Source organism: Bacillus velezensis (assembly GCF_001461825.1).
Lineage (GTDB): Bacteria > Bacillota > Bacilli > Bacillales > Bacillaceae > Bacillus > Bacillus velezensis.
This window is the reverse complement of sequence record NZ_LLZC01000012.1, coordinates 779,083-793,374: the sequence shown is the minus strand read 5'-3', so window position 1 is coordinate 793,374 and position 14,292 is coordinate 779,083. Positions and strand designations below refer to the sequence as shown.

Below are 14,292 nucleotides of genomic sequence, written 5' to 3'. Positions count from 1 at the left end.
CAATGCCGAATGATCTACACGCAACGGCCGAATAAAGCCGTTCCATTGCTCACTCATAGTCGGACATTTACGGTGACCGGTAGAAACTTGCGTGCCATATCCACGCGATTATATGAGTGTTCTTATGATATTAATCAAATTATAACAAGATACACTTCTTTTGCATAGTGAAATTTGAATATTTCCGAACTTTTACAAAGAATTGGTTTTCGATTATTCGTCTTTTTAGAATTTTTAGAAAAACGCCCGGTGTATACCGGGCGTTTCGTTTATAAATATAAATTTGAATATTTACCGACGAGATACTCAATGAGATATTGAACGTTCAGCTCTTCTCCCGTTGCATCTTTTATGATGTCAAGCGGCATTTTGCGTCTTCCGTGCTGATGAACCTTTTCTGTCAGCCATTGTTTGATCGGCTCAAAGTCGCCCCGTTCTATTAATTGATCAAATTCAGGCAGATCGTCAAGCATGGTATGCTTCAGCTGTGCCGCATACATATATCCGAGCGCATAGGAAGGGAAATAGCCGAAATCGCCGCCCGCCCAATGTACGTCCTGCAAAATGCCTTTTGCGTCAGATGGCGGCGTAATGCCTAAATAATCATGATATTTTTGATTCCACAATGCAGGCAGTTCTTCCACTGTCACTTCATTACTGAAAATTGCTTTTTCAATTTCATAACGGATAATAATATGAAGCGGATATGTCAGCTCATCGGCTTCAATTCGGATAAAGGTCGGTTTCGCCTCGTTGACAGCGCGTACAAAATCTTCTCTTTTCACATCTTGAAATTGATCAGGCGAAGCCTCAACCATTTTTTCATAATAGGCGGTCCAGAAATGTTGATTTCTGGCGATAAAGTTTTCATAAAATAACGATTGGGATTCATGAATTCCCATGGATGCACCGTCAGATAAGTTCGTTCCGCTCAGCGCTTCGTCAATATTCTGCTCGTAGATCGCATGCCCGCATTCATGAATCGTTCCGAAAATTGCCGTGCGGAAATCGTTTTCGTCATATCTGGTCGTCACCCGCACATCGCCCCGGTTGATTGTCGTCGCAAACGGATGCACCGTCTCGTCCAGGCGGCCGCCGTCAAAATCATACCCGAACTCTTTTAAGAAATACAAGGAGAGGTCTCTTTGTTGTTCTTTCGGAAACGTTTTCGTTATAAAGGAAGTGTCCGGTTTATTGCCGGATTCCGTCACTTTTTTGATAAGCGGAATGATCGCTTCCTTCAATTCAGAAAACAGCTGATCCAGCACCTTTACCGTAACACCCGGTTCGAAAATATCGAGCAATGCGTTGTACGGATGATCTTCATAGCCCCAATACGAAATAAACCGCTTATTAAAATCAATCAGCTTCTCAAGGTACGGAGCAAACATAGAGAAATCAGAGGCAGCCTTTGCATCCTCCCAAGCCGTTTCAGCTTTTGATGTTAAAATGACATATTCTTTATACTCATCTTCAGGAATTTTTTTATTATGATCATAATCTTTTTTCGCAAGTTCCGCCGCTTTCACTGTATCTTCAGAGAGCTCTTCTGCATGCGCGAGAAGGATGTCGATCAGCTCTTTCATCCGGTCGGATGTCTGGATTTGAAAAACGTCAGCCGAAAGCTGTCCGATGCTTTCCGCCCGATCATCAGAGCCTTTTTTCGGGGCTCCCGTTCTTAAGTCCCAATGCATAAGTGCAATGGCTTCGACATAGTGGGATACTCTTTTTAACAGATCAAAAAACTCTTTTTCATATGTATGTAAATCCATATCCGTTCCCCTCCCTTTTCACTATCAATTACAGGCTAATGGAATGCCGTGATAAAGTCAACTTCCCGGATTTAAAAAAGCCGCAGGATAAGAATCCTGCAGCTTTTGTTTTTATACAATTTTCGGTGTAACAGGCAAAACCTTTTTGACTTCGGCCAGGACCCGTTCACTTTCTCCGCCCGCATAAATGGATATGGTTCCGCTGTCCTGATTAGAACGGATAAGGCGGCCGATTCCCTGCCTGACTCTCAAGAGCATGTATGGCAGATCAACTTCCTCAAACGGATCTTTTTTCGCTCCGTTCCGCTTTGCGGTAAACACCGGATCATGAGGCGGATACGGCAATGCCCAAATGGTCACATTCCGGAGCGAGTCACCGGGAATGTCAAGACCTTCCCATAAGTGGACGGAACAAAGCACGGATTCTTCATCCCGCTGGAACTTTTCGACCAGACTGCTGATCTCTTCGTCACCTTCGTAGTATATCGGATACGGCAGCTCCCACGCGGCAGCCTGTTCTTTAAATTCTTTCATGTCTTCAAAGGAAGGGAAAAGAACGAGGGTGCGTCCTTCATTCTCCTTAATGGTTTCAATCGTTTCGGCTGTTTTCTGCTCAGACGTCATGTCACCGTGAAGCGCAACAGACATTTGCTCCTCGTAATCGTACGGAGATTCAACGGTGAATGATAAAGGATCACGGATTCCGAGGCTGTCAGCGATATAATCAAATGAACCGCCCTCAGAAAGAGTGGCCGATGAGAAGATATAAGGAATCTTTTTAGAAAAGACCTTTTCTCCCAGCACTTCGGCTACAGTTCTCGGCATAACGACAAACGTTGAGTCTGTATCCCGCGTTTCAAGCCAGCTGATGGCATCCTTCTGATACAGCGACAGCGAATATGCCATTTGTTCGACGTATTCTTCTACAACTGACAGCTCGTACTTATCAATCGTATACATTTCCGATTCAAATACGAGCGCCTCGCCGATTTTATCGAGCAGACGGCACAGTTCGTCAGCCGCACGCTTAACGCGCTGGTCGTTTTGGATGTCCAATCGGTGAGAGCCGGCGATTTCCTTCGATTCCTCTGACAGCACATAGAAAAACTCATCGTTTGCGGCAAGGGCATCTTCAATCAGTTCGGCGAATTCCTCTCTGATGTCATTTTGAAGCAGACGCTCTAAAAACAGCTCGAGCGTCGACTGCTTCACGCGATAGGTTAACGCTTTTTGCGCGGCGAATTCCAGCAGATGTCCTTCATCAAACACGACGGCGCTGTGATCCGGCAAAAGCGGCAGCTGTCCTTCCCTTTTACGTGATTCTTCCGTCCATACATGCTCCATGTAGAAATCATGGGAGCAAACAATCAGATCCGTTGATTTTCTGTAATGATCTCTTGAAAGTGTTAAACCGCATCTATGTCTCATATCACAAGTTAAACAATCTTGGAAGGAATCATAGCTGACGCCTGCCCACTCTTCATTCGTCAAATCAGCGTACTGTTTGCGGTCGCCGTACGGATAAAAGCGCTGCATCGCTTGTGATTCGTGTACGAATGAAGGCAGCGACTCATAAAGATCCAGCCACTTTTCATCATCAGAACGCTGCATTGTTTTCTCAAGCTTTTTCAGACACAGATACTGCTCATGGGATTTGGACAGCCGTGTATCAATCTGCAGATCCAAATGTTCTGTCAGCTTGGAAATGTCGCCTTCTTTTTTGACAAGCTGTTCAATTAACGTTTCATCGGCGCATGCGATAATGGCCGGTTTACCCGTATATCTGGCATAGCTGATGGCAAACAGCAGATACACCAGCGTTTTCCCCGTACCGACTCCTGCCTCAGCGAACATGACCTTTTTCTCTTTAAATGCCCGTTCAAGCTGAAACGCCATAAATACCTGCTCATCCCGAAGGTCAAAGCCTTTCTCGGGAAGGATATCGTAAAACACGTCACCAATCCAATTGTTCAATTCTTCGTAAAAATTCTTTTCTTTTGTTAAAGCAAAAGGCAAACGTGATGTTGTCACCCAACTCCAACCCCTAACTATTCGGCATTCAGACCATCTATAATATCATTTAACCCTTTTCAATACAACAAAAAAACTTGGCCTCGCCAAGTTTTTGTCATGATCATTTCCGGTTAATGATATGTGTACATAGGAACGGATGGTCTGTTGAATGTGTATGTTTTACCGCATTTTCAAGTTCTTCCTGTGCGTGTGTCATGGCGGAAGGACCGAACTCCGCTCCGGCTTCCTCCAGCCGGAAAGCAGTTGCGTCTAACGCCTTTTGTATTTTACTGAAGTGCTCGCTGTTCAGCATAAAATAAGATCACCTCTCAAATAGAAATAATCATCATTCTATGCCGATGTTTCACTTTCTATACATGCCATTCTGAATGATCCTCACCTGACCTGCACAAACTACAACAGATATTCGATCGAATATCCATCTTCACAAATTTATTCTACCCGGGAGTGATGGTTACATGAGTTATAAAGATCGATTAGATCAGCATTCTGAATTGTTTCATCACAATTGGACGCGGCCGAAACGCTCTAAATCGCAAGTGAACGGCCACACCGAAATGTCCCAGACCAACATTATTTTACGGAGCAACGCAAAAGCGCACCGCTGGTAATGGCAGAATAAAACGTAAAGATGCCGGAGAAGACGCTGTTTCAGGCGTCTTCTCTTTGTTGCGGCTTTTTCCGCTGCGGCCGCACTTTAGCCCAGTACTGATAATAATCCGTTTTGATAAAACCGTTAAAGAGCTTCCGTTTTTTGGTTGCTTTTCTTCCGTAGGCCTCTTCAAATTGTTCATTTGACGTTAACATGTAGACAGACCATGTATCAAGAGATTCAAATGCCCGGCCCATTTCTTTATACATCTGCTCGACTTCCCTTTTTTCGCCGAGCCGTTCGCCGTACGGAGGGTTTCCGACGATTACGCCGAATTCGAGTTTTGTCGTAAAATCCTGCACCCGCATTTGTTTGCATTCAATCAGGTCCCCAAGTCCCGCTTCTTCTGCGTTTTCTTTGGCGATGTTTACCATCCGGTGATCCACATCACTGGCAAAAATCTGCAGCGGCTGATCATAGTTCGCCTTTTCTTCCACTTCAAGACGCGCCTTGTCCCACAGTTCTTTTCCGATCCATTCCCAGTCTTCTGAAACAAAATCACGGTTAAAACCGGGAGCAATGTTTTGTCCGATTAAAGCGGCTTCAATGGCGATCGTGCCGGAACCGCAGAACGGATCGACGAACGGACGGTCAGGCGTCCAGTTGGTTAACTGAATTAACGCGGCAGCGAGCGTCTCTTTAATCGGAGCTCCTCCCTGATCAACCCTGTATCCCCGTTTGTGAAGGCCTGTTCCTGATGAATCCAGTGTAAGTACGGCTTTATCTTTTAAAAGGGAAATCTCCACCTTATACTCGGGTCCCGTTTCTTCAATCCATTCATTTTGTTTTCCTGATTGCAGTTTCAGCTTTTCCGCTATCGCCTTTTTGACGATCCGCTGGCAGTCAGGCACACTGGCAAGCACTGATTTCACGGATTTTCCGATAACGGGGAACTTTGCGTTTTCCGGAATGTACGCGCGCCAGTCAATCGCTTTTGTTTTTTCAAACAGCTCATCAAACGTTTTCGCCTGAAACTCGGCGACCTGTACTTTGATGCGGTCAGCCGTCCGCAGCCATAAGTTAGCGCGGCAGATCGCAAGCGCATCTCCTTCAAAAATGACTTTTCCGTTGTCTACTTTGCATTCATAACCTAAATCACGCACTTCTTTGGCGACGATCGCTTCAATTCCCATCGGCGCCGTCGCTATTAGTGTGTACTTCTTCATCGTATCACCCTGTCTCTTTTAAGCTTTCGTTTCATTCAAGATAAAAGCTCCCCTTTTAAGGAGAGCTCTAATTTGTCATATCAATAATGTTTAACGTTCTGTAAGCCATGTTTTGTTCCGTCGTACTGCAATCGGCTCATCACCTCGTACTCAGGCGGCAATCATCTATCTACAGAAAGTATTCTGTCCTTCTATCTGTTCAGTTCCTTCAAGAAGGTTCCCCTACCAAAATTTGGGTTTCTCGCTCGAGGGGTTTACCGCGTTCCACTCTCACCATTTCTGATGAGACTTCGTCACTGTGGCACTTTCAAGGATACTCAGCCATATCCGGAGACGTAGGCTTTTTTCCTGCCGTCAGCCTATCAAGGCTGCCCTAGCTTATTTCTTCGCTAGGCACGAACACTACGGGCATCTCAGCACCGTGCGAGCATGGACTTTCCTCTACAGATTCAAAGATCTGCAGCGATTACCCGAACGTTAAGAACACTTGTTCATTATAAAGCAACTTGTCTCATTTGACAAGTGCATCTGCCTTATTCGTCATAAAGTTTGCTGCCGAATACATGTTTCTCAAGGTTGGACAGCCTTTTCAGAATGTCAAAGTTGGTCGTATTGGACTGCACCGGCTGTTTTTTACTTGCTTCTTCAAGCTGTTTTTTCAGCTGCAGATTTTCCTGCTGCAGTTCTTCAATTTCTTGATGAAAGGTTTCATAATCCTTAATAATCATATCTAAAAATTTGTCAACGTCTTCTTGTCTGTAACCTCTAACGCCTGTTTTAAATTCTTTTTCCAAAATGTCTTTCGCAGAAAGCTTTACTTTATCAGCAAGCATCTTTTTCACCTCATATCGTGAATCATCATGTTATATTTTATTCAGAAACACGTCCCGTTGTCAAATATTCTCTGACGTGTTATGTAAAGAAATCTTCTTCTTCAACGGCGGCACGGAGATCATCCATCGTAATCGAATAAATCGGATATCCGTCTGTTTCACGGCGTTTTTCTGCCTGCTGCAGCATATATTTCGGCGATCCTTCCATTTCAGGATCATATAAAAGCAAAAGCGCATCTGACTTTTCAATAAAGAACGCGTTTTTCTGCCGGAATTGAAGCGGACTTTCGTACGGCCGATGCGTCAGGCTCTCCTCATAATCTGCCTGAGCAAGCACCGCTTCATACATTTCTTTATTCGGCTCCTTCCACTTTTCCTCCTGGCCGTAGAAAGGCGTGATAACGGCAACCTTTAATTCCGGATACTCTTCTCTGAGATCGTACGCCGTTTCTGCCGCCCAAAGCTCAGTCCCCAGCTGTCCGGATATGAGAATCCATTCCAAGCCTTCGTCAATAAAGCTTCTGAGTCTGGTTTCTATCGCCTTTTTTATATAAACAAGCGCCCGGTCATCCTGTTTAAAAATCCCGAGTTCAAACGGCTTGTATCCTGTTACGGCTAATACTTTCAATTGATCACCTGCTTAAAAAATGGGGCTCCCCATCGGGCCCCATTTTGATTTGCTGATATCCTAACCGATCTTGCTTAAGCGTTCAATACTAATGATCGCAGCAAGGGCTTCCGCACTGAAAATGCTGGTGAGTTGTCGGGTCAACATTTGAAAAAGTGTGCGGATAGTAATGAACGTGCTCAAAGTTGTGGTGATTTACGTTAGTTGTATGTTGCGGATGAATATGCGGCACAACTGTGTTAGAAAAACAATGGTGTTCACAGCAATGAGTCGGATGGACAATCGGCGGCATCACGTTTGGTCTGCAACAATGATGATGAAACATGCTAAATCCCCTCTCCATTAACTTTTATTACACTGTTAGGTTATGAAGAAAAGAGGGTGCATGTTCTAATTCAATCACCCAATTTAAAAGTGCGTCAGCAAGCTGTCTTTAAAATTCGAAAACACAAACGCAATCAAAAAAACCACGACAAAGAACAAGTAAAAAACACCTTTATACATACCAACTCTCCCCTATAAATAACTAACGCTATTTTACAAGATGCGGCACCATTCTACAACAAAATCGATGCGGATTCAGAAAAAAATATTTTTGGCGAAACAGCTCGGCTTTTGCGCTTTCCCGGGCAATATTTCAAGAGGAATATTTCCTCTTGAGCCGGGCAATTCTCACATGGAGCTTCTCGGCTTCTTTTTCCGATATTTCCCCGTCTTCTGCCGCCTGCTGCGCGGCCTGCAGAGCTTTTTTGTAATCTTTTGCGTGATGCTCAAAATAGATCGCCAGCTCTACCGCTGATTGGTGTCTGCATATGTGAAGATCAGAGCCCGTCAGTTTCTCCCAAAGGGGCACGGCGTCTTGCCTGCGGTTTTGTTTTTTATAAAGCATTGCTAAGTCAAAAAGGGCCCGATCTGAATCTTCAAAGGCTTTGCCTTGCAGCGCTTCCAGCTGTGAAACAGCCCGATCGGTTTCTTTATGAGCGATAAACCATTTCGCCATGGCGTATGCTTCCTGACGTTCTGACGTCTGATCAGAAGATGCAAAAATCTTTTTTGACATATGGATGTAAAGAGCGATGAGAGAAAGCACATCTTGTTCATTATGCGAGAGCACTCCCTTTAAAAGAGCCGGGTCCTCCGCCTTTAAAAATTGAAAATACAGCATCGGCGCCAAATAACCAGGGGTGTCTTCGTCCCTTTTAAAAGCAAGCTCTTCATTTTCAACCGCCGAAAGCGATACACGCTCTAATTTATGTTTCCAAAGCCGTCTCGCTCCGTGCAGAAGATCAAAGTGTCCGAAGTCAGGAAGTTTCGGAAGCCTGTCCCGCAGCAATGTATGCCTAGTTTTTACCTGCGGCCAGTCAAAGGCTTTTCCGTTATACGTAACAAGAGACGTAATGTCAACCTCACTTAAAAAGCTTTTGTAAAGAGCCGTCTCGTTTCCCGGTTTAGGAAGCAGATGCTGTTTAACCGCGACACGGTCTTCATACACTCTTGCATGACCGAGCAAAAAGATCATATTGCCGGCCCCGCCGCCGAGGCCGGTCGTTTCAGTATCAAAGAAGAACAGCTGGCTTTTTTCGTATCCTTCTGCTGATAAAGTATGTGTCAAACCGCCTTTATTCCATAATGCCATGACGTCATCAAGTTCACTGAAGCTGTACCGTCCGTGACGGTGCGAAAGCGGATAGACGGTTTCGCGGATAAGACAGTATTCATCCTCAAAAAAGAAAGGCTTCACTCCGAATGCCTCCCATTCTTCTCTAAATGGGACTTGAATATCCGGGACCGAAAATTGTGAAGCTGCCGGCTTTTTTTCAGCTTCCGGCACATTCAGGTGGTTTTTCATCCGCTTTAATTTATTTTTCAAGGACATCTTTCGTCCCCCTTTTCTTTTACACGTAATTCAAGAGCCGGAGTATCGCTTTCTTTGCATCTATTCCTTCTATTTCGGAGCCGATGCAGGAAGGACATCCGTCTTGACATGGACATTGTCTGATCAGGCGCTCAGCCCCTTCATTGATTTCATCAAATCGCTTATATACTTCATCAGCAAGTCCGATTCCGCCCGGATAATGATCATACAGAAAGATTGTCGGAAGTCCGGTATGTGCGGCTTTGATTTGCGGCACGACATGCACGTCATTTCGGTCGCACATGACGTATACAGGCACGATATGCTGCAGGACATGGGCAATGCCTAAAAGCAGCTGTTCAAGCGTTTTTTCGCCGATCTCCGAATCCGTCTCTTTCAATTCAAGCCAGGCAGCACTGGTATGCAGTTCTTCTTCTGGAAGATGAATCGGCCCTGATCCTATATTTTCAAATGTCGTCATTTTAATTTTTTTAAATATTGTCGGAAGTGCGTTCACGGTTACATCGCCGAAATGTAAGGCCGTTTTCTTTCTGCTGTCCGTTCTGTCAATGTCCAGCACTTTCAGCTGCACCGCTAAATTGGCATCTGTATAATATTCGACATCGACCTTTCGTACGTACGCTTTTTTATGGTCCCAATCAAGCTTTTCAACCTGGTACTGCACCCCTTCATGAAGATAAATCGCTTCATCATGAAGAAGCGTCATCGCGCTGAAACGGTCCATTTCTCCGATGATTTTTACATCAGCCGTCTCTGACCGGTCAACGATGACCACGTTTTCCTGTGACGCCGAACGGAGACTGATGTTGGAGGCGGGAAAAGATTCGCTCGCCCAGTGATAGCGTTCGCGGTTTTCGTGAAGCACCCCTTCTTCTTCTAAATACTCGAGAATGTCTCTTGCATCATTTTCTCCGAATGTTTCATCGGCTCTGAAAGGCAGCTCATACGCAGCGCATTTCAGGTGATCGACCAATATAATGAGATTATCAGGATTAATCCTTGCAGATTCAGGCGAGCGTTTAAAGAAATAATCAGGATGGCGCACAATATATTGGTCAATCGGATCAGAGTTCGCCACCATCACGATAAGCGCCTCTCCCTGCCGCCGTCCGGCCCGGCCCGCCTGCTGCCATGCGCTCGCGACACTGCCCGGGTACCCCGTCATCACGCAGACCTGAAGCTGGCCGATATCAACGCCAAGCTCCAGCGCGTTTGTGCTGACAACCCCGAGAATGCTGCCGTCTCTTAACCCCCGCTCTATATCTCTTCTTTCTTTCGGAAGATATCCGCCGCGATAACCTCTGACAGACTTCGCGCCGATTTCCTTTTTTACGATCTCCTGAATGTGGCTTAAAATAATTTCAACCCGCACACGGCTTCTTGCAAAAACAATCGTCTGGATCTTATTTTTCAAAAAAGTTTTGGCAAGTTCGTTCACTTCCACGGTGGCGCTTTTTCGAATATGCAACGGTTTATTTATAATCGGAGGGTTGTAAAAAGCAAAATGCTTTCTTCCGGCCGGGGCGCCGTTGTCGTCAATCAGGCGCACTGATTTTCCCGTCAGCTGCTCCGCCAATTCCATCGGATTGGCGATTGTGGCGGATGTGCAGATAAATGACGGCTTGCTTCCGTAAAAAGCGCAGATTCTCATTAAACGGCGGATGACGTTCGCCACATGGCTGCCGAATACGCCGCGATACGTATGTAATTCATCAATGACGATATATTTCAGGTTTTCAAACAGACTCACCCATTTTGTATGGTGGGGAAGAATGGCTGAATGAAGCATATCGGGATTTGTGATCACAATATGCCCGGCTTTTCTGACTTTCTGCCTGATGGCCGGAGACGTATCTCCGTCATAGGTGAAGCTTTTAATGTCCATGCCCGTCTCGTCTATGATTTCGTTCAGCTCGCTTTTTTGATCCTGTGCGAGCGCCTTTGTCGGAAATAAATAAAGCGCGCGGCTTGAGGCATCTTCCGCGATAGACTGAAGAACCGGAAGATTATAGCACAGTGTTTTTCCGGAGGCCGTCGGTGTGACAGCCACAATGCTTTCTCCGTTTTGAACCGTCTGAAAAGCGGAGTATTGATGTGTAAAGAGCCGCTCGATCCCCCTCTTTTCGAGAGCCGCCCGAATGTTCGGATCTACTTGCTCCGGCATCGGCATGGTTTTCGCCTCCCGCGGTTCCTCTTCATGCCAATGCACAATATTTTCATGATTTTTTAATTCCTGTATCAGTTCGCTCAGTGATTTTTTCTTCATCGTTCACACCTCTTTATGAGGTACAGTTTACCGAATATTTGTTTGCCTGGCTAGATGAAAATCCTGCACAAGAAAAAAAGCAGGGAATCAGCCCCTGCCTACTTCATTTTTATCGTAAAAAGCTCTGTTTGTCCTTTTTTCGCTTCATTTGCGCCTGCAAATTGCAAAGGTTCTGCGGCATCGCCATTCATAATCACCATAGGGATGACGGTGCTGCTTGCTTTTTCTTTTATTAAATCCAGCCGGCACGTTAAAAGCAGATCGCCTGTTTTCACTTTGTCGCCTTCTTTTACATGCGCTTCAAAGCCTTCACCGTTCATATTGACGGTATCCAAGCCGACATGTATCAAAAGTTCCGCTCCGGAAAGGGTGCGGATGCCGACAGCATGTTTTGTATGGAACAGCTGAATCACTTCTCCCTCAACCGGTGAAACAATGTCTCCGTTTGCAGGCTCGACGGCGATCCCATCCCCCATCATTTTTTGTGAAAATACAGGATCCGGCACTGAAGCCAAATCCATCACCGCTCCGTCAGCCGGAGAAAAAATCACTTCTTCGGCCGGCTTTTTCCGGCTGTCTCCCAATCCAAATAATTTTTTCAGCAATGTGTTGTGCTCCCCTTCCTAAATGTGAATCCGTTACCAGTTTATTCTCCACTATTTAACCATACTTTCTTTTTTCCTTCAATTCTTAACCATACGGCATAACATCGCATAGTCTGTTTGTAAAAAGGCGGTGGTCATATGGATCAATCACAAAACGATAAACTTGATCCGCAAAGAAATGAGGACATCATCAGCCATGCGATGGACCAATTTTTTCACTCAGGTCCCTTCGCAGAATTGATGCAGGGTTTTCAGCACCTTGTCAATTCGGCTTTTACTGAAGCGCAAGTGACGATTGACGTCAGAGAAGAGCCGACGGGCCTCGCGGTTGATATCGGCGTTCCCGAGACGTTCCGTGACGGGGATATGCTGGTGGAAACGAAAGGGTGCTACCTTCACGTTACAATCCGCTACGATCATAAACAGGCTCATTCATCCCACGTGTCTTCAAGCATGACAAGAACCGTTGTCCTCCCGTATAAGGTGAGTGAAGAAGATATGGAAACATCCTGGAATGAACAGACGCTTACCCTCTTTTTCCCTAAAAAATAAGCATGAATGATGGATATCATTCATGCTTTTTATTTGAAGATACTGGTGAAGCCTTTCACCAGCGATCCGACCTGATTTACGGCGCTTACCATCTGCCCCGTTGTATCCATCATTTTATTAAAGTCAAACTGTCCGTTCGTTTTTTTAAACTGGGAGAGTATGCCTGAGAATTGGGAAGACTGCTGCTGATTCGGTCTGGGAACGGGGTAAGGATTCACAAACCCCGGCTGCCCCCCGGGCATGGCTGCCTGAGGAGGAGGGGGAGCAAACGGCTGCTGCATATGACCGTATTCCTGATTCGGATAAAATTGCTGCGGGTACTGCCCTTGCTGTTGATATGGCGGCGGCTGCAATGGCTGTATCTGCTGCGGATACGGTTGCTGTAATGGCTGTATCTGCTGCGGACTCGGCTGCTGCAGCGGCTGTATCTGCTGCGGGTAGAAATATCCCGCCGGCTGCTGGTACATATTTTGATAGGGCTGCGCTCTCCATTGCATATGACATTCCCCCTTGTCTCTCACTAAGTTTCTGCTATATATGTATGAATTCCGCCTTGGTTATGTGCTTTCGGAGATTCTGATCTTTGTCAAATGCTGTCGAAAGTCTTAATTTTTTAAAAACAGAAAAAAGTCGAATCGTTATGTTACCATAATCTCAACATACATGAGAGGGGATGCACCATTATGAACGTATCATACTTAAGAAAGCGTTTTGCTGAAGTGAAAAAATATGAAACAGATTGTGCAGATAAACTGATGGACTTTGCAAAATTCCTCTATATTCAAGGCCATCTCACCGCAACCGAATTTCGAAACAGTATGAAGGTTCTCGAAGCAAGTGGAGCAGAAAACCCGGCGTATGAATAACATACCCGACCCCTTTATATAAAAGAAGGCAGCCGTTTTCAGCTGCCTTCTTTTTCAATTTCATCCCTTAATATACGAAGCGTATATAAAACAGATTCAGTTAAATCCCTGTATCTTTTTTTATGAATATGATGAACATATGATTGGAGCATCAGCTCTCCGAAATTTTCTGTAACGGCCTGAATTTGTGCGTGATGAACGTATTTCGGACGGTTTTCCTGAATAAACGCAAGCGCTGCTTTAGTCCAAAGCGCGCAAAGCCGGTCTCTTTTTTCAACATCGGGTTTAATAATCTCAAAAAAATCATATGAACGGCCTGACTCTTTTCCATCCTGATATCTTTTTTCAGCTTCCAGAACCGCCTCTATCATTTGTTCTGTCAGCTCCAATAACGACTGTGTCTGCAAACGGACTCACCTCAGTACATATGGTACCAAAGTTTTTGCATAAAATCAGCTGATCCGGCATGCTCTCGGCAAATCCTTTTTACGCCGGTCAGCCAAAAACAGGTCATCAATACAAACATGAAGCTCCCGCGCCTCTTCCTCAAGGCGGGAAAGTTTCTCCTGTCTGATTTCTTCAGCTTCCGCCTGACAGGATCTGACTGCTTGGGTAAGCGTTTTTTCAGCAGCAGAAATCCGGATTTCAATATCAGAAAGCAGACGGAGAATATCAGCCTTGCTCGTGTAAACAGACATTCATGTTCCTCCCTTTTATCACTTGCGTCTCTTTAGAATATAATTCTCGTTTTCATACCGCTCTCCTCTGCACATGACAAAACTAGAAGCAGTTCGGCAAACAAACAGAGATTATCCTAAAAGGCGTGCCTTTCGACAAAAAAGTGCCGCAAACTTTGTATGAACCGGCACGTTAATGCAAACGATACAGTTGAGGAGGTGCCGTATGAAAACGAGACCGAAAAATGCAGGTAAACAGCAAAAAACCGAAGCAAAAACGACTGATACGCTTGATAAAAAATTAGGCGGCCCAAACCGCCCTTCCACGTAACACATCAGCAGCCCGAAACCCCAGCGAACGGTTT

17 protein-coding genes, 1 other RNA gene, 1 pseudogene and 1 riboswitch are annotated in these 14,292 nt (G+C 45.3%); of the genes and pseudogenes, 4 read left to right on the top strand and 15 right to left on the bottom strand.

Translation table 11 applies throughout. The features are described from left to right. Window positions 1-36: 36 nt before the first annotated feature. A riboswitch (purine riboswitch) is annotated at window positions 37-136 on the bottom strand. A gap of 133 nt (window positions 137-269) precedes the next feature. The 3 genes from AR442_RS08015 to AR442_RS08005 all read right to left on the bottom strand — a co-directional run bounded on the left by AR442_RS08015 (window position 270) and on the right by AR442_RS08005 (window position 4,098). Next, window positions 270-1,772, bottom strand: a complete 1,503-nt coding sequence (locus tag AR442_RS08015; protein WP_017418012.1) for a carboxypeptidase M32 — start codon at window positions 1,770-1,772, stop codon at window positions 270-272. Window positions 1,773-1,883: 111 nt separating this feature from the next. After that, a complete protein-coding gene (locus AR442_RS08010) occupies window positions 1,884-3,803 on the bottom strand; it encodes an ATP-dependent DNA helicase (RefSeq protein ID WP_017418013.1) in 1,920 nt (639 codons plus the stop codon). A 103-nt stretch (window positions 3,804-3,906) separates the two neighbouring features. Beyond that, entirely contained in the window at window positions 3,907-4,098 is a 192-nt protein-coding gene (locus AR442_RS08005) for a hypothetical protein (protein WP_003153550.1), read from the bottom strand. Window positions 4,099-4,264: 166 nt separating this feature from the next. On the opposite strand from AR442_RS08005, the gene AR442_RS19905 reads away from it, so the two are divergent. Continuing rightward, a complete protein-coding gene (locus AR442_RS19905; RefSeq protein WP_003153548.1) occupies window positions 4,265-4,417 on the top strand; it encodes a YpzG family protein in 153 nt (50 codons plus the stop codon). A 40-nt stretch (window positions 4,418-4,457) separates the two neighbouring features. Here AR442_RS19905 and AR442_RS08000 read toward each other — a convergent pair whose 3' ends face one another. The 9 genes and pseudogenes from AR442_RS08000 to AR442_RS07970 all read right to left on the bottom strand — a co-directional run bounded on the left by AR442_RS08000 (window position 4,458) and on the right by AR442_RS07970 (window position 11,832). Next, window positions 4,458-5,624 (bottom strand): THUMP domain-containing class I SAM-dependent RNA methyltransferase, encoded by a 1,167-nt coding sequence (locus tag AR442_RS08000; RefSeq protein ID WP_022553050.1) that lies wholly within the window; start codon window positions 5,622-5,624, stop codon window positions 4,458-4,460. Window positions 5,625-5,720: 96 nt separating this feature from the next. Next, an RNA gene (gene rnpB, locus AR442_RS07995) (RNase P RNA component class B) lies at window positions 5,721-6,102 on the bottom strand. A gap of 55 nt (window positions 6,103-6,157) precedes the next feature. Then, window positions 6,158-6,457: a cell division regulator GpsB gene (gpsB, locus tag AR442_RS07990; protein WP_003153541.1), complete on the bottom strand. Its 300-nt coding sequence runs from the start codon at window positions 6,455-6,457 to the stop codon at window positions 6,158-6,160. 79 nt (window positions 6,458-6,536) lie between these two features. Next, a complete protein-coding gene (locus tag AR442_RS07985; protein WP_007409499.1) occupies window positions 6,537-7,085 on the bottom strand; it encodes an SLOG family protein in 549 nt (182 codons plus the stop codon). An 88-nt stretch (window positions 7,086-7,173) separates the two neighbouring features. Further along, window positions 7,174-7,410: a spore coat protein CotD gene (gene cotD, locus AR442_RS19900; protein ID WP_003153539.1), complete on the bottom strand. Its 237-nt coding sequence runs from the start codon at window positions 7,408-7,410 to the stop codon at window positions 7,174-7,176. A gap of 83 nt (window positions 7,411-7,493) precedes the next feature. Further along, window positions 7,494-7,601: pseudogene (locus tag AR442_RS20465) on the bottom strand (hypothetical protein); the annotation flags it as partial. A gap of 121 nt (window positions 7,602-7,722) precedes the next feature. Then, complete coding sequence (locus AR442_RS07980; RefSeq protein WP_053284886.1) at window positions 7,723-8,961, bottom strand: ribonuclease H-like domain-containing protein; 1,239 nt, start codon at window positions 8,959-8,961, stop codon at window positions 7,723-7,725. 19 nt (window positions 8,962-8,980) lie between these two features. Next, on the bottom strand, window positions 8,981-11,227 hold the full coding sequence (locus AR442_RS07975; RefSeq protein ID WP_014418230.1) for a DEAD/DEAH box helicase: 2,247 nt from the start codon (window positions 11,225-11,227) through the stop codon (window positions 8,981-8,983). A 98-nt stretch (window positions 11,228-11,325) separates the two neighbouring features. Then, the gene (locus tag AR442_RS07970) at window positions 11,326-11,832 is read right to left on the bottom strand and encodes a PTS sugar transporter subunit IIA (RefSeq protein ID WP_012117833.1); all 507 of its coding nucleotides are present in this window, start codon (window positions 11,830-11,832) and stop codon (window positions 11,326-11,328) included. 138 nt (window positions 11,833-11,970) lie between these two features. Here AR442_RS07970 and AR442_RS07965 point away from each other — a divergent pair, with 138 nt between their 5' ends. After that, on the top strand, window positions 11,971-12,384 hold the full coding sequence (locus AR442_RS07965) for an Hsp20/alpha crystallin family protein (RefSeq protein WP_007612169.1): 414 nt from the start codon (window positions 11,971-11,973) through the stop codon (window positions 12,382-12,384). A gap of 29 nt (window positions 12,385-12,413) precedes the next feature. Here AR442_RS07965 and AR442_RS07960 read toward each other — a convergent pair whose 3' ends face one another. Continuing rightward, window positions 12,414-12,881, bottom strand: a complete 468-nt coding sequence (locus AR442_RS07960; RefSeq protein ID WP_014418231.1) for a YppG family protein — start codon at window positions 12,879-12,881, stop codon at window positions 12,414-12,416. Between the two features lie 186 nt (window positions 12,882-13,067). Here AR442_RS07960 and AR442_RS07955 point away from each other — a divergent pair, with 186 nt between their 5' ends. Continuing rightward, window positions 13,068-13,250, top strand: a complete 183-nt coding sequence (locus AR442_RS07955; protein ID WP_003153532.1) for a YppF family protein — start codon at window positions 13,068-13,070, stop codon at window positions 13,248-13,250. 38 nt (window positions 13,251-13,288) lie between these two features. Here the strand turns inward: AR442_RS07955 and AR442_RS07950 are convergent, their stop codons facing one another. Together AR442_RS07950 and AR442_RS07945 are read right to left on the bottom strand one after the other, a co-directional pair. Beyond that, window positions 13,289-13,657, bottom strand: a complete 369-nt coding sequence (locus AR442_RS07950) for a YppE family protein (RefSeq protein WP_014418232.1) — start codon at window positions 13,655-13,657, stop codon at window positions 13,289-13,291. 45 nt (window positions 13,658-13,702) lie between these two features. Continuing rightward, window positions 13,703-13,948: a DUF5446 family protein gene (locus tag AR442_RS07945; RefSeq protein ID WP_014418233.1), complete on the bottom strand. Its 246-nt coding sequence runs from the start codon at window positions 13,946-13,948 to the stop codon at window positions 13,703-13,705. A 205-nt stretch (window positions 13,949-14,153) separates the two neighbouring features. Between AR442_RS07945 and sspM the strand changes: the two genes are divergently transcribed. Further along, window positions 14,154-14,258, top strand: coding sequence for an acid-soluble spore protein SspM (gene sspM / locus AR442_RS07940; RefSeq protein ID WP_003153525.1), 105 nt, complete (start codon window positions 14,154-14,156; stop codon window positions 14,256-14,258). Window positions 14,259-14,292 lie beyond the last annotated feature (34 nt).